Raw genomic sequence first — 20,468 nt, 5'->3', positions numbered from 1 at the left:
AGGTCCACCATCTGCTGCGGCCAGCCGCACTCGGACTCGACTAGCTACTGGATGCTCCAGCGGTGCGGATGCTCGGGATCGTTGGGGCAGGCGAACACGTTGAGCTCACCCCAGCGGCCCACAACGACCTCCGTGGGGGTGGCGCACCGGTGAGTGGGCTGGTTCCGGTCCTCCAGCGGTTTCCAGCTGCCGCTGCCGCCGTCCCACTCCGAGCTGTCGATGGTCAGCAGCAGGTGCATCGGTGTCGTGCAGGTCAGGCACTCCATGGGGTACGGGTCGGTCGCGTGCCAGGAAGCGAAGCCGCCCACGCGCCAGCCGGGCGGGATGGAGAGGTCGTACTGGTAGCCGGGCGGCTCTGTCGCGTTTCTGTCGGCCGACTGCTCAGCCTCCTCTTCCAGGGCTTCCTCCCAGGCGTCGATCCGGGCGCACAGTTGCTCGGGCAGAAGGCCGGCGAACGGATAAGTGACCACTTGCTCCAGGTGCAGTACGCAGGGCTCGGGCACGAAGCCGTCGGACCCGACAACCGGCGGCTGCGGCGGCGCGGTGAGCGCCTCGCCGACCTCCCACGACCGCCGCCAGCGCAGGTGAAACTCCAGGTCGGACCGGCCCGGGCCGTGCGCGTCGAAGGGACACCAGAACACCTGAAGCAGATCGCATTCGCCCGGCCCCGCCGGCAGGTCGGGCACATCCCGCCGGTACAGCTGCGCGAGGCCGATCATCGGCAGCGGATCGGTCTCGGACGCCCCGGGGATCCGGTGCTCCCGGTGCAACTCGCGCAGGAGTTCCCGCTCGTCGTCCGTCGGTCCGGGAGCCTGCTCGCGGCCCCATACGGAAGCCAGAACCTGCCGATAGCGGCGGATGTCGGCCGGGCGCCGACCACGCCCACGGCCGTGGGCCTCGCCGCACACCGGCCACGGTTCGTGCACCGGCCACAGCATGGGACCGCCCACGGAACTGGCCGTCAGGTCCGGTCTGCCCGGCCGCGGATGGAGCCGAGTGGTCGTCCCGCGGAAGGCTGCCAGTTCCGGGAAGAGCGCCTCGACATCGAGCGGGCGTGGGGGCGTTGTCCTCGTCATGGAGGCGACGTTAGACACCTGACCGGTCCGGCGGCGTGTCTCACGGCAGTGAGGATCCGCGTCGCGCGGCCGAGGCGGGCTCACCCGCTCGCGGAACGCCGGTCGGCGGACTTGAGGGTGTCCATGAGGTGCCGTAGGCCGTCGGTTGTGGTGGTGAGGATTGTGTTGGGGGTGTCGCTTTCGCGGAGGCGGATGGCATCGGCGGGGCCGTCGGCGACGTAGACGCAGTTGGAGGCGTCGGGGCTGTAAGTGGACTTCTGCCAGACATAGTTGGCCATGGCTCGACCCTTTCAGGTGTCTTGGCTGATGCGGTGGATGAGGTCGCGCGATGCTTCGGGCTTCAAGGCGTTCTCCTCCATCCGGTCGATGACGTGCCGGTACTTGTCCAACTGCGAGGCGGCGTCAAGGAATTCGCACCCGTGGTGGGCGTCCAACTGGACGGTGTCGAGTTGGGGTACCGCGCCCATGAGGTAGTCGATGGGCTGTCCCGTGCCGGGGAAGGAGCCTTTCCCGAACGGGATGATCCGTACGGTGACGTGGTCCAGCTCGCTCATGTCCAGCAGGTGGTGGAGTTGGCCACGGACCGTGACAGGGCCGCCGTATCCCATGTGTAGCGCGGCCTCGTGGATCACCGCCGTGTAAGGGGGCGGAGTTTCGCGGTGAAGGACGCCCTGCCGTTTGACGCGGTGGCTCACCCGGTGCTCGATCTCGAACTGCCGTAGGGACGGCACTGCCTCTTTGAAGAGGGCTCGGGCGTGGTCGGTGGTCTGGAGCAGAGCCGGGATGTGGACGACCAACGCCACGCGCAACGCCGTTGCGTGGTGCTCCAGTTCGGCGAGGTCGATGAGGCCGACGGGCAGGTTGTCGCGGTACTCCTCCCACCACCCACGTGAGCGCCGGCCCGTCATCTCGGCCAGGGCGTCGATCAGTTGGTCGTCGAAGCAGTCGTACGAGCGCGTCATGCTGCGGACGCGGTCGGCGCTGAGGGCGCTGCGGCCGGTCTCGATCATGCTTACCCGGCCCTGGTTGACGCCGAGGCGGGCGGCGGCCTGCGTGACGTTCAGTCCGGCGCCCTCGCGGAGTTTGCGCAGCTCGGTGCCGAGTCGCCGTTGGCGCAGGTTGGGGTTGTTGGTGGGCGGCAAGGCACCTCCTCTTCGGGCCGCGTCGCGGCGCGTGTGTAACTCACACGAGGTAATTGCAGGTACATCTCTGAAGTTTGGGAGATTTATCTCCCACTCGGTCCTACTGTAGAGCCCGTACCCCCGCCCAACCGCCCCCGCCCATAAGCCGGAAGCGCACCGCACCCTCGGCACTGCCACCGCCCGGCGCGGCCGTTGAGCGAACCGAGTCCACTCACCCACCCGCCCCCTCCCGGAGTCAGTCATGGTCACCGTATCCCCGCCCGCCACCTGGGTGTACGCCCTCCGCCTACCCCATGACCCCCGAGCCGCACGCGTCGCACGTATGACCGTACGGGCCGCCCTCCACGGGCACGGGATGCCCGAAGTCCTGGACGTGGTCGAGCTGTTGACGTCCGAACTCGTCACCAACGCCTACCGGCACACGCACGGCCCCGCCTCCCTCCGCCTCACCGCCCTCGGCGACGGCCGCCTCCGCGTCGGCGTCTGGGACTCGAACCCCCACATCCCCGCCCCCTTCGACAGGCGGCCCGGCGAACAACTCCCGCCCGCCCCACCCGACGCCGACAACGGACGTGGCCTCCACCTCATCCAGGCGTACGCCACCTCCTGGGGCGGCTGGCCGATCGGTGACGGCGGACCGTTGGACCGGGGAGCCGGAAAGCTGCTGTGGTTCGAAGTGGGCGGCCATTGAGTTGCCGCCGAAGCCCACCCGAACCCGGCGCCGGAGCGACGCGGCCCCGGCACCCTCCCCCCAGAAGTGTGACACCTTCCCGCAAAGTGTCACACTTCCACGACCCACCTCCCCTCCCCGGAGAGTCCCCACACCCGCCGGGGGCCCACCTCACCGAGCCCGTCCGCCGCCCGTGAGAGCAACGTTCCCTTCCGGTCACTCACAGCCACAGCGCGGAAACCCGCCCTCCCTACCTTCGGGATGCATCACCGCTCGTTACCCCGTAGTGCACCGTGGAGGCGTCATGACAGCCACTGGCAAGTGGATCGAGCACTGGGATCCGGAGGACGAGACCTTCTGGCGGGAGACCGGTGAGAAGGTCGCCCGGCGGAATCTCCTCTTCTCCGTGCTCTCCGAGCACATCGGCTTCTCGATCTGGACCCTGTGGTCCGTGCTGGTGCTCTTCATGGGCCCGGAGTACGGGCTGACCCCGGCCGACAAGTTCCTGCTGACGTCGATGGTCACGCTGGTCGGCGCGGTCGTGCGGGTGCCGTACACCTTCGCGGTCGCCGTCTTCGGCGGGCGGAACTGGACGATCGTCTCCGCCAGCCTGCTGCTCGTCCCGACCATCGCCGCCTTCGTGGTGATGAAGCCGGGGACGTCCTTCGACACCTTCCTCTGGATCGGCCTGCTGGCCGGCATCGGCGGCGGCAACTTCGCCTCCTCCATGACCAACATCAACGCCTTCTTCCCGCTGAGGAAGAAGGGGTGGGCGCTCGGGCTGAACGCCGGAGGCGGCAACATCGGCGTCCCCGTCATCCAGCTCGTCGCCCTCGCGATCATCGGGGCCAGTGGCGGGCCGCGTGTGCTGCTCGGGATCTACATCCCGCTCATCCTCGTCGCCGCCTTCCTCGCCGCCCTCTTCATGGACAACCTCACCTCCGTCAAGAACGACACCGGCGCTGCCAAGGACGCCGCGCGCGACTGGCACACCTGGATCATGGCGTTCCTGTACATCGGCACGTTCGGGTCGTTCATCGGGTACGCGTTCGCGTTCGGGCAGGTGCTTCAGGTGCAGTTCGGCCGTACGCCGTTGCAGGCCGCGTATCTCACCTTCATCGGGCCGCTGCTCGGCTCGCTCATCCGTCCCGTCGGCGGCTGGCTCGCCGACCGGTACGGCGGCGCGAAGATCACCCTGTGGAACTTCGTCGCCATGGCCGCCGCGACCGCCATCCTGGTCGTCGCCAGCATGGAGAAGTCGCTGCCGCTGTTCGTCACCGTGTTCGTCGTGCTGTTCGTGCTCAGCGGGCTCGGCAACGGGTCGACGTACAAGATGATCCCCGGCATCTTCCAGACCAAGGCGCTCGCGAAGGGGCTCGAAGGGGACGAGGCAGCGGCCTACGGACGTCGGCTCTCCGGGGCCTCCATGGGGCTCATCGGGGCCGTGGGCGCGCTCGGCGGGGTCGGCATCAACCTCGCCTTCCGCCAGTCGTTCCTCTCCTCCGGCTCCGGGACCGGCGCGTTCGTCGCCTTCCTCGTCTTCTACGGCCTCTGCTTCGTGGCCACCTGGGCCGTATACCTTCGCCGCCCTACCGCCCAGGCTCAGGCCAAGGCTTCCGCATCGGAGGCGAAGTCGCAGCTCAGCTATGCCGAGGTGTGACGTAACACCGCCGACATAAAGCCGAACCGAGCCTGTCACGCGCCGTTGACAGGCTCGTTCGGCATGTAGGCACCGGGTCATTCCATGTACGACTGCGGGTACGACTACGTTCGGGACGAGAGCCATGCACGAGGAACAGCAGCCAGCGGAGCGCGCGCAACACGGGCCCCTCTCGGGGTTCACCGTGGGCGTCACCGCCGCACGCCGCGCCGACGAGCTGGGGGTACTGCTCCAGCGGCGCGGCGCGGTGGTCGTGCACGCGCCCGCGCTGCGCATCGTGCCCCTCGCCGACGACAGCGAACTGCTCGCCGCGACCAAGGAGTTGATCGACCAGGCGCCGGACGTGGTGGTGGCCACGACCGCGATCGGGTTCCGGGGGTGGATCGAGGCCGCCGACGGGTGGGGGCTCGGGGAGGTGCTCCTCGACCGGCTCCGCGGGGTGGAACTGCTCGCGCGCGGGCCCAAGGTCAAAGGGGCGGTGCGCGCGGCCGGGTTGACGGAGGAGTGGTCGCCGTCGTCCGAGTCCATGGCGGAGGTGCTGGACCGGTTGCTGGAGGAGGGTGTCGAGGGACGCCGGGTCGCGATCCAGCTGCACGGCGAACCGTTGCCCGGGTTCGTGGAGTCGTTGCGGGCCGGGGGAGCGGACGTGGTCGTCGTTCCCGTGTACCGGTGGATGCCGCCCGAGGACATCGCCCCGCTGGACCGGCTCCTGGACGCCACGGTCTCCCGCGGCCTGGACGCGCTGACGTTCACCAGCGCACCGGCCGCCGCGTCGCTCCTGTCCCGCGCCGAGACCCGGGGCCTTCTCCCCGAACTCCTCGCCGCCCTCCACCACGACGTCCTCCCGGCCTGCGTCGGCCCCGTCACCGCGCTCCCGCTCCAGAACCACGGCATCGCCACGGTCCAGCCCGAACGCTTCCGCCTCGGTCCCCTCGTCCAACTCCTCTGCCAGGAACTCCCCGGCCGCGCCCGCACGTTGCCCATCGCCGGCCACCGCGTGGAGATCCGCGGCCACGCGGTCCTCGTCGACGGCGCGCTACGACCCGTCCCGCCGGCCGGTATGTCATTGCTCCGGGCCCTGTCCCGCCGCCCCGGGTGGGTCGTGGCCCGCGCGGAACTCCTCCGCGCGCTGCCCGGCGCCGGGCGCGACGAGCACGCCGTGGAGACGGCGATGGCCCGCCTCCGTACGGCACTTGGTTCTCCGAAGCTGATCCAGACGGTGGTGAAGCGGGGGTATCGGCTGGCGTTGGATCCGGCGGCCGACACGAAGTACTCCGACGGTTGACCGGGCTTTCGTGCGGGGTGTTGATGGGGGCGTAGCTGGGGGCTGCGCCCCCAGACCCCCCTTCGGCCCCGAAAGGGCCTCGTCCTCAATCGCCGGACGGGTACTTCCTCTAAAGACAATGTGCCCGCTGAGGGCGCCCGGAAACCTGTCTGACCTGGGATTTTCGGGCTGATGGCGGCGGTCGGTCGGCGACGGTGGGAGGTTGGCGGAGAGAGTTTGAGGTCTGGCGGTCTGCGGGGCAGGGGCATGGCAGGGGGCCCGTAAGCTCGCGGCGAGGTGGGGCCGGATGGCTTCACCGTGTCTTTGGTTCCACAGGGCCCCCTGCCTTGCTCCTGGAGGGGCCCCGCTGATCGCCAGACCTTAAAGTCTCGGAGCCGACCGGTTCGGAGAAACCCCGCCGTCTCTGCGGGGGCAGAAACGGCGGGGCTGGTCCCGCCTGCTCTCCGGCTTTCGGGCCACACGCGGCCGAGAACGAGCGGGGGTCTTCGCGACCCTGACCCTGCGGTCGCCATGGGGCCCTTGACCAGGGCGGAGTGGGCTGTTCAGATGCCTGGCGTGTTGAAGGGATGGCAGGCGCAGCCACAGCGGGGCTGGAGCAGGATGCCCGTGGTTCCGGGGAGCGGGATGTCCGTGGTCTGGCGGCAGTCGTCGTGTAGTTCCTTGTATTCCGGACGCTGCGCGACGATGCATTCTGCCGACCACGCCGAGGAGTCCGTTGCGGGTGCGGTCATGACTCGTCCTCGCCGTCCGTGAGGCAGCCACCCAAGATCACGAGTTCAAGCAAGTCGGCGGCCATGCACAGGGCGCCCGGCTGGGTCATCGGCACTGACCAGTACGAGGCCTGAGTGTGCTCGCCCGGATCGGTGCGGTCGGTGCGCGGCACACCCAGGTAGGTGCCCTCGCCCAAGCAGTCGGCAGCGCGCGCCGTCCATGCCTGGGAGGTGCCGGGCGGTACGAGGGCGTAGTAACGGTGGAACCAGGGGTCGTGGATGACCGGACCGCCCGCGCGCTGAGCAAGCTGAGTGCTCACGATGGTCGGCTCGTCGCTTCGGACGACGGCGTGGACAACCTCTTCGGGGATACGGACCGCTTCGAAGCTGTGCCCGAGCGGGATCAGCGCGAGTTTCCCGGCGTTGCTCCACTCGCTCCATACGGTGCTCGGCGACGGATGGGCGGAGGCGAGCCAGCCGTCAACGGTGGTGCATGGCGGGGTACTTGATGAAGCCGTAATCTCTGCCATGTCGGCGCTCCTTGTCAGCGTTGGCCGCGCCCCGGGGCCGTCGCGAGCGGTCGCCGGGGTCCTGAATGCCTCAACCTTTCAGTGCTGTGAGCCTGCTGACTTCCCGTCCATGGGTATCCCCATGATGGGTAAGCTGCCCCTGGGCAGAGGGACTTCAGATGCGACGAGGCATCTCATGACGGGCTACGAACCGCCAACCGCGCTTCCGCGCACGCTCCTTGACCGTGCAGACATGAGAGCTGCAATCGCGGCTCACGACTTCGGCACGGTGTTCCGCCTGGCGCGCGTCGAGGCCCGGATCAGCTATTCGAAGATCGCGGCCGAGTGCGACATGAAGCCGGAGCGGGTAGGGCTTCTGGCACGCGGGCAGGGAAGTGTGACCACGTACGAGAAGATCGTGCGTATCGCGGATGCGCTGAGGATCCCAGGGCAGTTGCTTGGTCTCACTCCACGTAGCTGGGAGGTGCCAACTTCGACGCGTCCCGTGCGTCCAGTGTCTGTTCTCGCCCCCGACGTGGACGGAGATGACTTGCAGCGCAGGAAGTTCCTAAGGGCTTCGGCCAGCGTCGGTCTCGTCGTCGGCTTACCCGAACTGGCTCCTCGTCATGTGGGCGGCCGAGTCGGCAGCGACCTTCCCGAGAGGCTCAGGAAGCGAACGGCGCGCCTGCGACGTCTGGATGACGTTCTCGGAGGCGGCGACACATACCGGGTCTATCTCGGAGAGTACGAAGCCACCAGGACGTTACTGCGCGATACGGCGTACACCGACGAGACTGGGCAGGCTCTGCTTTCGGTGCTTGCCGAACAAGCGCAGCAAGCCGGTTGGGCCGCTTTCGACGGCGGCCGGTACCAGGACGCGACAGGCCTGTACGAGGCCAGCCACAAGGCCGCAGTCGACGCGGGGGATGCGGAGCTGGCGGGCAATGCGTTGGCCTTCCTCGCCTACCAGACCGTCAACGGTGACCGGCAGGCGGCTATAGAGATCGCTGCACGATCCTGCGCGACGGCTGGCCCCGGTGCGGCCCCCGGTGTCCGCGCGCTGTTGTACGAGCGGCTCGCCTGGGCGAATGCTGTTGCAGGCCTTGCGGCTGAGACAGAACGTGCCCTGGAAGTGTCACAGGCGGCGCTGGCAGAGATCGACGATGCGCCGCAGCCGGACTGGGTGGCGTGGGTGGACCGGACCGAACTACAGATCATGAGCGGCCGGTGTTGGACGGAGCTGAGCCGTCCTCTGCGGGCGGTCCCGACTCTTGAGTCCGCGCTCGCGCAGTACGACGACGCGCACGCACGGGACAAGAGCCTGTACCTGTCGTGGCTCGCTGACTCCTATCTGAAGGCGGGTGAGATCGAGCAAGCAGCGTCCGTGACCAGCCGCGCGCTTGACCTCTCTGCCGGTGTCGCCTCTGTACGGCCCCGTCAGAGACTCTCCCCTGTGTTGCGGAAGCTCAGCAATCACCACGCCCTGCCTGCCGTTGCCGAAGTTTTGGACAAGGCCAGGGCCTGACTCCTACTCGGTGGGCTCCGTGTTCGCGGCCAGCCACCGCAGGCACGCCTCTGACCCGGCCACGATTGGAACAGCTGCAATCTCCGGACTCTGCCACGGGTGATGCTTGAGGAGGTGCGCCTCAAGCTCGTCGTACCGTGCCTGCCGGGTCTTCAGCAGTAGCTGCCACTCCTCACCGGTCCCGAACGCTCCGTCATGCCAGAAGGCGGAGACGACGGGCCCGATGATCTGTGCGCCTGCGGCCAACCGGCTCTGCACTACGGACCGGGCCAGCTCTATCGCCTGTTCACGAGTCTCCGTCGCTGTGGACACCTGCACGAACTCAGTCATGAGCGCGAGCTTATCCACCAGGCGTATCCCCGTCTCTGGCCTGCTCGGCTTGGCGGCGATGCCGGGCCCACGGAGCGCCTGCGTGGGATTTCCTCCTGCGAACCGCTGCCACTGAAGGACCTCAGCCGGCCTGCATAGCGGCAATCCTCACAACCCCCTTGACGTTCCCTATCGCAAACATGCATGCTCGCTACTCATCAGGATGAGTGCGCGCAGCGTTGGGCGACTCATCGCCCTGCGAACGGGAAGGACGCACATGAGAAAGATCAGCGTTTCGCGTAGGAAGTTGGGGTTGTGGTTGACCGCTGTCGTTGCGGCGCTGGTCGGATTCGTCGGCGTGGGCGCCTCGACGGCTGTCGCTGCTCCCGAGGCGGGTTCGGTCCAGCAGTCCGTTACGGCGGGTTCGACGAAGACCGTCGCGGTCAACGGCCTGAGGCTCCGGGCCAAGCCCGGTTACAACGGCTACGTCAAGGGTCTGCTCTATCGAGGAGATCGCGTCTTCATCCGCGACACCTTCGCCCCGTCGTACAACCGGAACTGGGTCGGGGTCGTACTCAAACAGCGCAGCAGGGGCGGGCTCCCGCGTCTGACCTACGGGTACGTGTACAAGGCCTACCTCCGGTAGGACCGGAAGTCGTCGGGAGGCGCCCCCGACGACTTCTCAATCCTGCGTCCCCCTTTCCAGCCGGGAAGGGGGACGCAGCCTGTCAGGGGACGTCTCGGAGGAGCGACCGCGCACGATGAACCGGAGATGACCGACTCCCCCAAGGTGCAACCACCGAACAGAAATTTGCGTCTGCAACATATACGTGAGGCTACTGTGTTTGATGGGCAAGGGGGTGTGCTCCCGTGGCTGCGGAGGCTTCGCCGGGCGAGTTACGTGATGGCGACTCGACGGCATGGGTTCGAGGGGTGGAATACGTCCAGGCGTGGGCGGAGGCGCGCGACGCGGCGGAGGAGTTGAACGCGGCCGTCTTAGCGCTGGGTCTGCACCGGGAAGATCTCTGGGCGACCGCGCACACTGGCGCGGAGGGCAAGGGTGTAGTGCATCTCAAAGGTACGCCTGAGGCAATCCGCGCGGCGGCACAAGCCCTGAGACGGGCTCTCGCTTGAGCGTTCGGAGATGAGCGGCGCGCTGTGGGCACGCGGGTGGCGGTGCGGCATTGGGCGGGAGCTGCCTTGGCGTGAGTGATCATGACCCCTTACGCGCCTGCGAATCGGGCAGGTCTGTGGATCTGCCTGGAACGCCCAATGTGGGGCCATGATCTTCGAGGCTCGCGCCAAGGTGGCTGTCCAAAGCTGTTCCGCCAACCGCCCCTAGCCGAGCGGGGGTTGACCCGCGCACCATGGTTGGGGGCGGTGAGCGCGGAGAGAGGCATCCGGATGAAGCGGAAGACGGTCGGGCGTCCGTTACGGACTCGCGGGCGGGGCAAGGTGCGTGTGGAAGAGGACGCGAACGGCCACCAGTGGGTGACGTGCTCGGGTTGTCGCCTGAACGCGTACGCTCCCGGGATCTCGCCCGCGAAGTTCGGGGCGCGCCAGCACGCGGACACTTGCACTCGCTGAGCGCATGGTGACAGTGCCCCGCCGGCCAAAGCTGGCGGGGCTTCTCTGCTGCTCAGGGGCGCATCGAATGCCGGGCGGTGGGCGCCCGGACGGGACCGGCGGCCACGCCGCAGCCCGTCCGGAGCGCCCGACCGCCCGGCGCGCCGTAGGCGCGCCCTTGAGTAAGTAGAGATGAGTTAGACCGATCGGCCTCGACAGGCCTCGGCGTGCGGGGTCGGCTACTCCGTGCTGATGCGAAAGGTGAGTCGGGCGCGGTCCGCGCTGACGCGCAGCTCTTCGAGGATGAGCGGGCGGCCGTCGGCGGAGGCGGTCACGCGGTAGGTGATCAGAATCGGGATGCCGTCAGTCAGGTTCAGGTCGGCGCGCTCGTCGGGGAGGGCGGTGCGCGCGGTGACGGTCTCGGTCCATGTGAGGGTGTGTCCGGCTGCGGCCAACTCGGCGTAGATGTCGACCGGTTCGGCGTCCGGATGCTTGGCCAGTGAGGGGATCTCCTCGGCGACTGCGAAGGGGATCAGCGTGCGGTGGGCGGCGCGGGCACCGGTCGTTGGGTCGGCCAAGAGGCGGTCTGTGATGAACACGGCTTCGTCGCTGCGGTCCAAGAGCGTGGCTGCGATCCCGGCTGCCTCACCTCGGGTGACGGCTGGCAACTCCACCTCTTCGGCGGGCCATCCGAGGGCGAAGCTCTTGCCGCTGCGGGTGATGGTGCGCTCGATGACGGCGGCGGGGAGTCCGTGAGCGCGGACGAACGAGCCCTTGCCGTGCTGGCTCTCCACCAGGCCCATGGAGCGGAGTTCCGCGATGGCTGAGCGCACGGTGGGGCGGGAGACGCTGTAGCGCTCCATGAGTTGGGTCTCGCTGGGGAGCACGCTGCCGGGCTCGTACTCGCCCTCGGCGATTGCTTCAGCAAGTCGATCAGCCAGCTGCTTGTACATGGGGCTGGGTCGGACGATGTCTCCAGGCATTCCCTGATCTCCCTGCGGCAGCGTGCGACTCGGCGTGCTGCCCTGCACTTTAAGGCACGTCCGTCCCGCACTCGTCAGCTTAAGTGCTTGCCAAGACGGCTCGACGTGAGCCATGCTCACTACTCATCAGAATGAGTATGCGATTGCAAATATCGCAAACTCTGGAGATCGAGCCGAGAGGCGTGAGGACCTATGCAGACCATCCCGGTTGACGTGCGACGACTGGGCGCACTGATGTGCGTCGTCCCGCCCGAACCGAGAGTCAATCAAGAGACAGGGGAGGTCAGGAAGGATCGCGATGGCAATGTGATCTACGTCGTTGGGGTCTCTGTCCGTCAGCGAGACAACCGTCGTGCGGACGTGATCGAGGTCGCCGTGCCCAACGAACCGCACGGCATCGCGGAAGGCACCCGGGTGAGCATCATCGACCTGGTGGCCGTGGCCTGGGAGATCGAGGGCCGCAAGGGGACGTCGTTCCGCGCCTCCGCCATCACGCCCGATGGGGCGCCCCCGGTAAGCGGCGTGGCCCTGGGACGGGCGAAGTCCTCGGGGGGTGAGGCCTGATGGCCGTAGATGCCTTAGCTCCTGACTGGGACTGGCAGGCGCTGCACGACCGTCTGATGAGCCTGGCGACGATCGCCTACATCATCGACCTCACGCCCATGGATCGCGGTACCCGCCTGCTCTCTCTGGAACGGCTGGTGCGGGACACGGCGGAAGCCTCCAAGATGGCCAGCTTCGTCTTCGCGCGGGAGAAGGGTGGTGAGGACTGGTGGCGCTCCGAGACGACGACACTGTGAAGGCGATGATGCGGGATCTTCGCATCCTCGACGGCTGCCACTCGCTGCTGACCGCTCTGCGAGACCCAAAGACGGTCAAGACCATCCTGGCGTTGGTGATCACGCATGCGGACTCGGCGTCGGACAACGGGCGCCGGGTTCTCCAGATGCTCGACCAACTGGACCAGCAGCGCCGGGACGGTGATCACTGATGCTCGCAACGTTGACCGTGTGGACGATCACGGCCCTGGTCTGTGTGGGACTCCTGACGCAGTCGTATTGGGAGCCCAAGCTGCTGCGGCGCTTCGGTGATGTGCCGTGGACCTGGTACGTGATCGGGTTTCCGGTCACGGTCTGCCGGATGTGGTTCACCTGGCGGCGGCTGTGCCAGAACACGGACCTGGCTGTCGTGCGGCGTCCGCGTTACACGATGGTGGGGCGGGACACGATGGTGCGGGGGATGGCTCTGCGGCCGGTGCCTCCTCGGCTCGGCGTGCCGAAGATCAACCGGATTGGTTGTGGCCTGTCGGTGCGGGTGCGTCTGCATCCTGGCCAGACTCCGGCGCAGTTCATCGCCGTGACGGAGGCGATCATCCATACCTGGCGGGTCCACTCGGTACGGGTGATCTCGCCGGAGCGCGGAGAAGTGCTGATCGTCGCGACCGCGCGTGATCCGCTCGCCGGTGATCCGGTACGGCGCATGTACCCGGCGCGACGGTTCATGGCGGCGGTGGTCGGCCGGACCGGAGATGGCTCGGCGTGGACCATCGACCTGCGCAAGGTTCCTCACTGGCTGGTGGTCGGTGCGACGCAGTCCGGGAAGTCCACGCTGCTGGCGGCTTTCGTCACGCACCTGGGGGCACAGCCGGTGGCCCTCGTGGGAATCGACTGCAAGGGCGGGATGGAGTTCTCCCTCTTCGCTCAACGGCTCTCCGCGCTGGCGACCAACCGGCGTGAGGCCATCGGACTCCTGAACGCGATGATCAGCGAAGCCGAGTCGCGGATGGCCATGTGCCGGGCGGCAGGGGTCCGCTCCGTCTGGGGCCTCGGCGACGACGAACGGCCCGTGCCCATCGTGGTTCTGGTCGACGAGATCGCAGAACTGTATCTGGGTGGCGCGACCCTGGCCGGTCGCAAAGAAGCCGTGGAGTGTTCCACAGCCCTGTTGCGCCTCGCTCAACTCGGTGCCGCTCTCGGCATTCATCTCGTGGTGGCGGCGCAGCGCTTCGGCTCCGAACTCGGCCCCGGTGTCACAGCCTTGCGCGCTCAGCTCGGCGGCCGGATCTGCCATCGGGTCAACGACGAAGCCTCGGCGGAGATGGCTCTAGGTGATCTGTCGCCGGACGCCATCGCCGTGGCTCAGGCGATCACCGAGGACGAAAAGGGAGTCGCGGTGACCACGGTCGGCGGTCACTGGGTGCGGGCGCGCTCGATGCTCCTGTCTCCCGACGAAGTGCGCCACTATGCATCGCTCAACGCACACCGGACACCTGAACTCCCTGCCCTCGCTGCGGCTTTGGAAGCGGGAGGCCAGAGCCATGAGTGATGGTGCGGCACTGTCCTACGTGCTCTTCTTCGGCGTGATCACGGTGTTGCTGGTCCGCTCGCGCGAGGTGCCGTGGTGGGTCGCCGTACTGATCGGCCTCTTCGGGTTCTACCTCGGTCAAACGCCAGCCTTCTTCATGATCTCCGAGTTGGTGAGCTGGGTCTTCGACCGCTTCGCGGTGTAACCAGCTCTCTTCCAGACAGGGGCGTTTCCCATGCCTCGCCGGTACATCCGCTGTCCGTATTGCCGTCGTGCCCGGCAGCGCACCCGTGGAGGACACCTCCGGCGGTGCGTCTGCTGCCGCGACCGCCGACGGCGCAACCGCTGATCCCATCCTGTACGCCGTGGCCTGGAAGGAGGTTGCGCGCATGCTCCGGTTGTTGAAGTTCCTCATCATCATCGCCGCCCTGGGCGTGCTCGTCGGCATGTGCTCCGGGCACTCCTGACCTTCTAGATCCCAACTCCCTTAAGGAGCAGCGTGCACCGCCGTCACTTCTACAGCCACGCCTGCGCAGTCCGTCTGACTGCCCACGCTGAAAGGTCACCGCCCCTGTATGCAGCTCACGACCGCTGACGCGCGGCGCTCCGTTCTTCACAGGGCGGAGCGTCTGCGTCGTCTCTCCGACACTGAACGAGACTTGATACGCCTCGCCAATGAACCAGGCTTTCCGCGCTGGCTCGAACAGATCAAGGCCACAGGAGGATGCGCGCACCCGATCTACCTCGCGGGTCGCACGACCGTGGTCGACGCCGACACGGGGCAGGTGCTGCGCCGCTACGACACCGACACTGAGCCGGGCGTGCGGATGGCCGTGCGGTGCCGCAACCGCCGGGAATCGCGCTGTGCGCCGTGCTCGCGTCTCCACTCCGGCGACACGTTCCATCTCGTGCGCTCCGGTCTTCTGGGCGGCAAGAGCGTGCCTGTGACGGTGACCGCCCATCCCCGGTTGTTCGTCACCCTCACCGCTCCCTCGTTCGGCGCGGTCCACCGGGCCACCGCCGATGATGAGCGCTGCCATCCTCGGCGCGACGGGGGCGCATGCGAGCATGGGCGGCCCCTCGGCTGTGGCCACGTCCACGCGGCGGATGATCCGGCGGCGGGGCAACCGCTCTGCGCGGACTGCTACGACTACCCGTCTCACGTGCTGTGGCACGCGCATGCCGGGGAGCTGTGGAACAGGACAATCCGCGCGATCCGGCGCCACCTCGCCACGTCCGCCGGCATCCCTCAGTCGAAGATCGGGGATCATCTGCGGCTGAGCTTCGCCAAGGTTACGGAGTATCAGAGGCGGGGTGCCGTGCACTTCCATGCCGTGATCCGTCTCGACGGACCCGACGGGCCGAGTACGCCTCCGCCGGACTGGGCCAGTGCCGAACTCCTCGGCGCTGCCGTGCGATCGGCTGCGGCCTCGGTGGAGGTTTCCATGCCTTACCTGCCGGGCGTGGGAGAGCTGGTGTTCCGCTGGGGCGGGCAACTCGATGTGCATTCCATCCGGCGGGCTTTCGCCGATGACGGCGCGGTGACTGATCAGGCGGTGGCGGCGTACGTCGCCAAATACGTCAGTAAGGGCGTCGGCGATGCGGGCGGCACGGATTACCCGATCAGGTCGCTCGATGACATCGCCCTGGTTCCCGTCTCCGCTCACGTGCGCGCGCTCATGGGCACCTGTTGGCGTCTGGGACGGCTGCCCGGACTGGAACACCTGCGGTTGCGGGCCTGGGCTCACACGCTGGGCTACCGGGGCCACTGCCTTACCAAGTCGCGCGCCTACTCGACCACGTACGGGGAACTGCGCACGGCCCGTGCGGCCCGTCATGGTGTGTCCCTGTCCGGTCTTGATGCGGGTCTGTCTCCGGTGGTCGAGTCGGTGTGGCGCTATGTCGGATCGGGCCACACCCCTGGTGCGGAACTCATCGCGGCCGGGATCGCCGATGACCTCGTTGTGCTCCGGGAGATCAGACGGGAACTGGTCGCCGAACGCAGGTGGTCCGATGCGGCCTGACAGTGTCGTTGGCCGGTTTCATTGTCTTCGCACGGTGAAGGGCCGTCAGGAGGCTCTGAGTACCTGGCGTGTGACCACCGGGGGCCCGGATACGGCGGCTGCGGTCGTCCGGCTTTTGGGAGGAGAGGCGCGCGAAGCGCATCCTTCTTCTGCGTGTGAGCGGTGGGAGATCATGACGCGGTCGGCGGGGTTCAGGGCTGTGGTGGAGCGCGCGGGTGGTTCGGATCTCATGTTCCGGCTGGCGGCTGACTATGCGGCAGGGGTGTTTCATTACAGCTCGGGTCCGTGGCTGCTGTCGGAGATCATGGGCGGGACGGTGGACGTGCTTGCCGGGCTGGGGGGATCTTCCCTGTGCGACGTGCTGATCCGGGCTGTGGAGTTCACCACGAGAACGGGAACCACGGTGAGGTACCTCCTGCCGTCGTTGGCGCTGATCGGGCGCTGGGACGGCGGGATACGGCCGGGGTGAGGCAGGCGGGGCCGCGGACCCGGGCGGGCGGGGCATGACGCTGGGCTCTCGGTGACGGGCGCGCTACGGCGGGGTTGCACGGGTGGGTGGGCGGGGCACGGCGGGGACTGTGCCGGGGACAGAAGCAGGATCGTTTGTGTGTGGGCATGCGTGGGGACCGGCGGAACGGTGTCCCTGCGCCGGTCCCCTGGCGTGTGCTGGGTGTCAGGCAGCCTCTTCCTGCAAGAGGGTGGCGCCGGTGATGCGGACGCGTTGCGGGGCGGCGGCGGGATGGAGGGCTGCGCGGACGTCGTAGCCGGTGAGGATTTCCCGGCGGGCCGCGTCGTCGGGGGCGTTGTGCCACGCGTCGGCGATGGTCTGGCCGGTGGGCATCATGCGCATCGAGGGGGCCCGGTCGGGCAGTGCCCTCAGTTCGGTGATCTCGCGTCCCATGCGGGCGTACTCGGTGCGGAACCATGCCGCGTCGTCGTCGGCGTCGTACAGGCCTGCCGACCGGTCCTCCCGCAGCCGCTTGCGGTCGTGTTCCAGCGCGGTGATGCGGGCGGCGTAGCCGGTGCCCGGGTCGTACTCTCGGCGCATCACCTGACCCGCGCCGTACCGTGCCAGGAACCACGTGGTGACCTCGGCGTCCAACAGGTGTGTCCGCATGGTGGGGGCGGGCTTGCAGTCCTGGGAAGCTGCAATGCCCATGAACCGCCCGTTACACACGTAGGTGATGGTGTCCGCCTCCCCGCCGGTCACCTTGAGGCGCCGTCCGCACGTCCCGCAGTACGCCAGTCCGGACAGGAGCCGTGTCCCCTTCGGCGCCCGGCTGCCCCGGCGGGTGCGCTGCTGCTTCGGCGCGGTGGCCTTGATCAGCTCATCCCGGGTGGCGTGGTCCCACAGCGGCGGCGCCAGCCGTACCGGGTGCCCGTCCCTGCCGATGACCGGGCGGCCCTGGTGCATCAGGAACCCTAGGGATGCCTCGCTGGTGAGGATGTTCCGGATCGCCGGACCGGTCCACGGCGTCCCTTTCGGCTCCCGCCCGTACATGACCGCCCGGTGATCACGTGGCGACGGAACCCCCGCCCGCGTCAGCCGCGCGGCTTCCGTGTACGTGGTGATCTTCCCCGTGGTGTCAGTCAGGATGCGCTCGGCGACCTTCCGGATGATCTCGGCGGCCACCGGGTCGACCTCCACATGATCCACCTTGCCCATCGGGACCAGGCGCACGTAGCGGTACCCGTAGGGGTTCATCTGCTTCGGCTCACCCGCATCCCGGGCCCGGCGGGTCTCGTCACGGTTGCGCTTCTGGATCGCCCGAAGCTCCATCTGCGCTCCGAAGCTCTCCATACTGAGCCTCATCTCGTCTGCCGGGTCGGTTAGGTCCCACGGGCCGTCATGCCCGTAGGTCACCAGAATGCGCCCTGCCTCGTGGATGGCGTATGCGGTGTTGAGGACGTCTCGCTGGTTGCGCCCGATGCGGTCAACGGCCGCACCCACGATTCCCGAGTACGGACCCATCTCCCCCCGCAGCCACGGACCAAGCCCCGGACGCGTGAGCGGGTCCGTAGCTCCGCTGACCTCCATGTCGTCCGCGAACGCGATCACGTGTCCGCCTACCGACGCCACGGCCGCCAACGACTGATCAAGCTGTCGTTCCGGCGATGACGTTGCATCCGACTTCCGTGATAACCGCCGCACCACTACCAGGCACTTGCCGCAGCCGTCGTACTCCGTGGTGATCACGTCTTGCATGATGCCGACTCCGCCCCCGCACTACAGTGCGTTTAACGGAAGTCCCCGGACGGGCTGGATTCCACCGACCTGCACTGAGAAGCGAGCGAGCCACCACGAGCTGACCTGGATGACCCCGCCCTGCGCCGACAAGCCCCAAGGGGTTCCGGCCACGCGAGCGGGCAGGCACTGTAGAGACAACGGTTTCCCGACCGGGGCAATCCCTAGGCGGTGACAGGCACATGGCACTGGGTTCGACCATGGCCCCGTACGAGCTGCGTTTCGACGCCGGGCGGATCTGTCTGGATCTCCTCGCGACCACGCACCCCGAGGAACGGCTCGACGCGCCGGAGCCGCTCCGCGCGTGGATCGTCCGATCAGGGCTCGTCCCCGCGACCACCCCGCTCGCGCACGTCGATTTCGGCTGGCTTGTCGGGTTTCGTGAACTGCGCGGGCAGATAAGCCAGTTGGTGCGCAGCAGACCGTCGAACGACACCCGGCCCCACGACCTCGCCCTCGCCCGCGTCAACGACCTCGCCCGCGCCGCACCCCCCGCCCCCCGTGCCGTACGCGATGAAGAGGGCGTGCTGGTGCGGGAGTTGGACGGGACTCCGGGGTGCGGTGCGTTGCTCGCAGTCATCGCTCGGGACGTCGTGGAACTGCTCACCGATCCCGTCGCGCGGGCCTCGCTGAGGGAGTGCGAGGGGGACAACTGCCCGATCGTTTATCTCGATACGTCCCGGGGGCGGCGGAGGCGTTGGTGCTCCAGTGAGGTCTGCGGGAACCGCGAAAGAGTGGCTCGGCATCGTCGGCGCGCTGCGCTCGCCCGAGCCTGAGAATCCCTTATGCGGCTTCTGTGGAGTGACGGGACGTCAATTGTCGAAGTGATTTCGACAACAGTGCGTTTCACTCCGGCGCGGCACGGGCAGCCCGCGTGATCTTGCTCGTGTGGTGGAAATGTAAAGATCGTACGGTGGGAATGTGCACTCATGTCCCGCTCGTCACGTCACTTCCAAGAAAACTGTCGCCTCGCGTTGAACACTCCCGCACCCGTCCGCGTACCTCTCCCTGAGCGACCGACCGGGGGAACCCCCGGACACCGGAGGTGGGCGTGCGCAAGGATTCCGTCGTGGCCAATGAACACGCACCGAGGGCCCGACATCGCATGTCCCAGTCCTCGGAACCTGATGAGGAGCTGATGCGTGCCCTGTACCGAGAGCACGCCGGACCCTTGCTCGCCTATGTGTTGCGGCTCGTCGCCGGGGACCGGCAACGTGCCGAGGACGTGGTGCAGGAGACGCTCATCCGGGCCTGGAAGAACGCCGGCCAGCTCAATCGAGCGACCGGATCGGTACGACCCTGGCTTGTGACGGTGGCACGGCGCATCGTCATCGACGGTCACCGCAGCCGGCAGGCCCGGCCGCAGGAGGTGGACCCGTCGCCGCTGGAGGTCATCCCCGCGGAGGACGAGATCGACAAGGCGTTGTGGCTGATGACACTGTCGGACGCGCTGGACGACCTGACCCCGGCCCACCGGGAGGTGCTCGTCGAGACGTACTTCAAGGGGCGTACCGTCAATGAGGCGGCCGAGACGCTTGGCATCCCCAGTGGCACGGTGCGCTCAAGGGTGTTCTACGCCCTTCGATCGATGAAGCTTGCTCTGGAGGAGCGGGGGGTGACGGCATGAGCATTTACGGGGGATACGGAACGGGTAGTCCTGGTTCCATGCAGGGATCTCAGGGCTCGAACGAACACGAGACCGTCGGCGCCTACGCCCTCGGGATTCTCGACGACGCCGAAGCAACCGCTTTCGAGGCCCATCTCGCGACCTGTGAATGGTGCGCCCAGCAGCTCGACGAGCTGGCCGGGATGGAACCGATGCTGGCGGCGCTCGCGGATCTGCCGGGCACCGGCACCCCGGCGATCGCCGAGTCCCTGGCCGCGAAACCCAGTCCCCGGCTGGTGGAGCGGCTGGTCGACGACGTCGGCGACCGTCGAGCCCTGAAGCGTCGCCGCAGTTTCTACATGATCGCCGCCGCGGCGGCCCTGATCATCGCGGGACCGCTGGCCGTCATCGCGGCCAACGGCGGCGACAGTTCGGGCCAGAAGGGCAGCGTGGCGGTGTCCACCGCCAAGACCACCTTCGACACTTTGTCCGACAAGGTCACGGCGACGGACGCGAGCACCAAGGTGACCGCGACCGTGGCGATGTCCAAGAAGGACTGGGGCACCCTCGGGGTCGTCGAGCTCAAGAACGTCAAGGGCCCGCTGAAGTGCTCCTTGATCGCCGTCGGCAAGAACGGCGAGCGCGAGACCATGAGCTCCTGGTCGGTCCCGGCCTGGGGTTACGGCATCGCGAACGCCACCAAGGCCGAGGCCAAGAACCCGCTCTACGCCCAGGGCGGCGCGGCCTTCACGCCGAACGAGATCGACCACTTCGAGGTCATGACCTTCGACGGCAAGAAGCTCGTGGCGGTCGACGCGTAAAGCACCGAACAACTGGCCGGTTGTGGTGTGTGG

The 20,468-nt window shown here is 67.8% G+C and carries 24 protein-coding genes; 16 read left to right on the top strand and 8 right to left on the bottom strand.

Translation table 11 applies throughout. From position 1 onward, the window contains the following. Positions 1-44: 44 nt before the first annotated feature. The 3 genes from OG588_RS19075 to OG588_RS19065 form a co-directional block, all read right to left on the bottom strand. The gene (locus tag OG588_RS19075; RefSeq protein ID WP_405948350.1) at positions 45-1,076 is read right to left on the bottom strand and encodes a hypothetical protein; all 1,032 of its coding nucleotides are present in this window, start codon (positions 1,074-1,076) and stop codon (positions 45-47) included. Between the two features lie 80 nt (positions 1,077-1,156). Beyond that, positions 1,157-1,354 (bottom strand): DUF397 domain-containing protein, encoded by a 198-nt coding sequence (locus OG588_RS19070; protein ID WP_405948349.1) that lies wholly within the window; start codon positions 1,352-1,354, stop codon positions 1,157-1,159. A 12-nt stretch (positions 1,355-1,366) separates the two neighbouring features. Then, a complete protein-coding gene (locus OG588_RS19065) occupies positions 1,367-2,218 on the bottom strand; it encodes a helix-turn-helix domain-containing protein (protein WP_405948348.1) in 852 nt (283 codons plus the stop codon). Positions 2,219-2,459: 241 nt separating this feature from the next. On the opposite strand from OG588_RS19065, the gene OG588_RS19060 reads away from it, so the two are divergent. The 3 genes from OG588_RS19060 to OG588_RS19050 all read left to right on the top strand — a co-directional run bounded on the left by OG588_RS19060 (position 2,460) and on the right by OG588_RS19050 (position 5,833). Continuing rightward, positions 2,460-2,909: an ATP-binding protein gene (locus OG588_RS19060; RefSeq protein WP_405948347.1), complete on the top strand. Its 450-nt coding sequence runs from the start codon at positions 2,460-2,462 to the stop codon at positions 2,907-2,909. Positions 2,910-3,192: 283 nt separating this feature from the next. Then, entirely contained in the window at positions 3,193-4,548 is a 1,356-nt protein-coding gene (locus tag OG588_RS19055; RefSeq protein ID WP_405948346.1) for a nitrate/nitrite transporter, read from the top strand. Between the two features lie 124 nt (positions 4,549-4,672). Continuing rightward, positions 4,673-5,833, top strand: a complete 1,161-nt coding sequence (locus tag OG588_RS19050) for a uroporphyrinogen-III synthase (protein WP_405948345.1) — start codon at positions 4,673-4,675, stop codon at positions 5,831-5,833. A gap of 542 nt (positions 5,834-6,375) precedes the next feature. Here OG588_RS19050 and OG588_RS19045 read toward each other — a convergent pair. Together OG588_RS19045 and OG588_RS19040 are read right to left on the bottom strand one after the other, a co-directional pair. Continuing rightward, on the bottom strand, positions 6,376-6,564 hold the full coding sequence (locus tag OG588_RS19045) for a hypothetical protein (RefSeq protein ID WP_405948344.1): 189 nt from the start codon (positions 6,562-6,564) through the stop codon (positions 6,376-6,378). Further along, on the bottom strand, positions 6,561-7,073 hold the full coding sequence (locus tag OG588_RS19040; RefSeq protein WP_405948343.1) for a hypothetical protein: 513 nt from the start codon (positions 7,071-7,073) through the stop codon (positions 6,561-6,563). Before OG588_RS19040 ends, OG588_RS19045 begins: the two co-directional genes overlap by 4 nt. 232 nt (positions 7,074-7,305) lie before the next feature. Here OG588_RS19040 and OG588_RS19035 point away from each other — a divergent pair, with 232 nt between their 5' ends. Then, positions 7,306-8,577, top strand: coding sequence for an XRE family transcriptional regulator (locus OG588_RS19035; protein ID WP_405948342.1), 1,272 nt, complete (start codon positions 7,306-7,308; stop codon positions 8,575-8,577). Positions 8,578-8,580: 3 nt separating this feature from the next. Here the strand turns inward: OG588_RS19035 and cutA are convergent, their stop codons facing one another. Continuing rightward, positions 8,581-8,907 carry a divalent-cation tolerance protein CutA gene (gene cutA, locus OG588_RS19030; protein WP_405948341.1) on the bottom strand — a complete coding sequence of 109 codons (327 nt, stop codon included), beginning with the start codon at positions 8,905-8,907 and terminating at the stop codon, positions 8,581-8,583. A 298-nt stretch (positions 8,908-9,205) separates the two neighbouring features. Here cutA and OG588_RS19025 point away from each other — a divergent pair, with 298 nt between their 5' ends. Further along, positions 9,206-9,532: a hypothetical protein gene (locus OG588_RS19025; RefSeq protein ID WP_405948340.1), complete on the top strand. Its 327-nt coding sequence runs from the start codon at positions 9,206-9,208 to the stop codon at positions 9,530-9,532. 1,159 nt (positions 9,533-10,691) lie between these two features. On the opposite strand, the gene OG588_RS19020 is transcribed toward OG588_RS19025, so the two are convergent. Then, positions 10,692-11,435: a GntR family transcriptional regulator gene (locus tag OG588_RS19020; RefSeq protein ID WP_405948339.1), complete on the bottom strand. Its 744-nt coding sequence runs from the start codon at positions 11,433-11,435 to the stop codon at positions 10,692-10,694. 192 nt (positions 11,436-11,627) lie between these two features. On the opposite strand from OG588_RS19020, the gene OG588_RS19015 reads away from it, so the two are divergent. From OG588_RS19015 to OG588_RS18980, 8 genes are all read left to right on the top strand, one after another. Then, positions 11,628-11,999, top strand: coding sequence for a hypothetical protein (locus OG588_RS19015; RefSeq protein WP_405948338.1), 372 nt, complete (start codon positions 11,628-11,630; stop codon positions 11,997-11,999). Next, positions 11,999-12,235: a hypothetical protein gene (locus OG588_RS19010; RefSeq protein ID WP_405948337.1), complete on the top strand. Its 237-nt coding sequence runs from the start codon at positions 11,999-12,001 to the stop codon at positions 12,233-12,235. Before OG588_RS19015 ends, OG588_RS19010 begins: the two co-directional genes overlap by 1 nt. Positions 12,236-12,240: 5 nt before the next feature. Then, entirely contained in the window at positions 12,241-12,426 is a 186-nt protein-coding gene (locus OG588_RS19005) for a hypothetical protein (protein WP_405948336.1), read from the top strand. A 149-nt stretch (positions 12,427-12,575) separates the two neighbouring features. Then, positions 12,576-13,760: an FtsK/SpoIIIE domain-containing protein gene (locus OG588_RS19000; RefSeq protein WP_405948335.1), complete on the top strand. Its 1,185-nt coding sequence runs from the start codon at positions 12,576-12,578 to the stop codon at positions 13,758-13,760. After that, positions 13,753-13,944: a hypothetical protein gene (locus OG588_RS18995; RefSeq protein WP_405948334.1), complete on the top strand. Its 192-nt coding sequence runs from the start codon at positions 13,753-13,755 to the stop codon at positions 13,942-13,944. Before OG588_RS19000 ends, OG588_RS18995 begins: the two co-directional genes overlap by 8 nt. A 67-nt stretch (positions 13,945-14,011) precedes the next feature. Beyond that, positions 14,012-14,206 (top strand): hypothetical protein, encoded by a 195-nt coding sequence (locus OG588_RS18990; protein ID WP_405948333.1) that lies wholly within the window; start codon positions 14,012-14,014, stop codon positions 14,204-14,206. A 108-nt stretch (positions 14,207-14,314) separates the two neighbouring features. Continuing rightward, positions 14,315-15,763 carry a replication initiator gene (locus tag OG588_RS18985; protein ID WP_405948332.1) on the top strand — a complete coding sequence of 483 codons (1,449 nt, stop codon included), beginning with the start codon at positions 14,315-14,317 and terminating at the stop codon, positions 15,761-15,763. 172 nt (positions 15,764-15,935) lie between these two features. Next, positions 15,936-16,232, top strand: a complete 297-nt coding sequence (locus OG588_RS18980) for a hypothetical protein (RefSeq protein ID WP_405948331.1) — start codon at positions 15,936-15,938, stop codon at positions 16,230-16,232. A gap of 204 nt (positions 16,233-16,436) precedes the next feature. Here OG588_RS18980 and OG588_RS18975 read toward each other — a convergent pair whose 3' ends face one another. Then, positions 16,437-17,969, bottom strand: coding sequence for a recombinase family protein (locus OG588_RS18975; protein WP_405948330.1), 1,533 nt, complete (start codon positions 17,967-17,969; stop codon positions 16,437-16,439). Between the two features lie 221 nt (positions 17,970-18,190). Here OG588_RS18975 and OG588_RS18970 point away from each other — a divergent pair, with 221 nt between their 5' ends. The 3 genes from OG588_RS18970 (at position 18,191) to OG588_RS18960 (ending at position 20,435) form a co-directional block, all read left to right on the top strand. Beyond that, positions 18,191-18,784: a CGNR zinc finger domain-containing protein gene (locus tag OG588_RS18970; RefSeq protein WP_405948329.1), complete on the top strand. Its 594-nt coding sequence runs from the start codon at positions 18,191-18,193 to the stop codon at positions 18,782-18,784. 329 nt (positions 18,785-19,113) lie between these two features. Then, the gene (locus OG588_RS18965) at positions 19,114-19,635 is read left to right on the top strand and encodes a sigma-70 family RNA polymerase sigma factor (RefSeq protein ID WP_019056398.1); all 522 of its coding nucleotides are present in this window, start codon (positions 19,114-19,116) and stop codon (positions 19,633-19,635) included. Positions 19,636-19,673: 38 nt separating this feature from the next. Then, a complete protein-coding gene (locus OG588_RS18960; protein WP_266857491.1) occupies positions 19,674-20,435 on the top strand; it encodes an anti-sigma factor in 762 nt (253 codons plus the stop codon). Positions 20,436-20,468 lie beyond the last annotated feature (33 nt).

Origin of the sequence: Streptomyces prunicolor, assembly GCF_045162825.1 — a bacterium.
Taxonomy (GTDB): domain Bacteria; phylum Actinomycetota; class Actinomycetes; order Streptomycetales; family Streptomycetaceae; genus Streptomyces; species Streptomyces prunicolor.
This window is presented reverse-complemented; position numbering and strand designations above follow the sequence as displayed.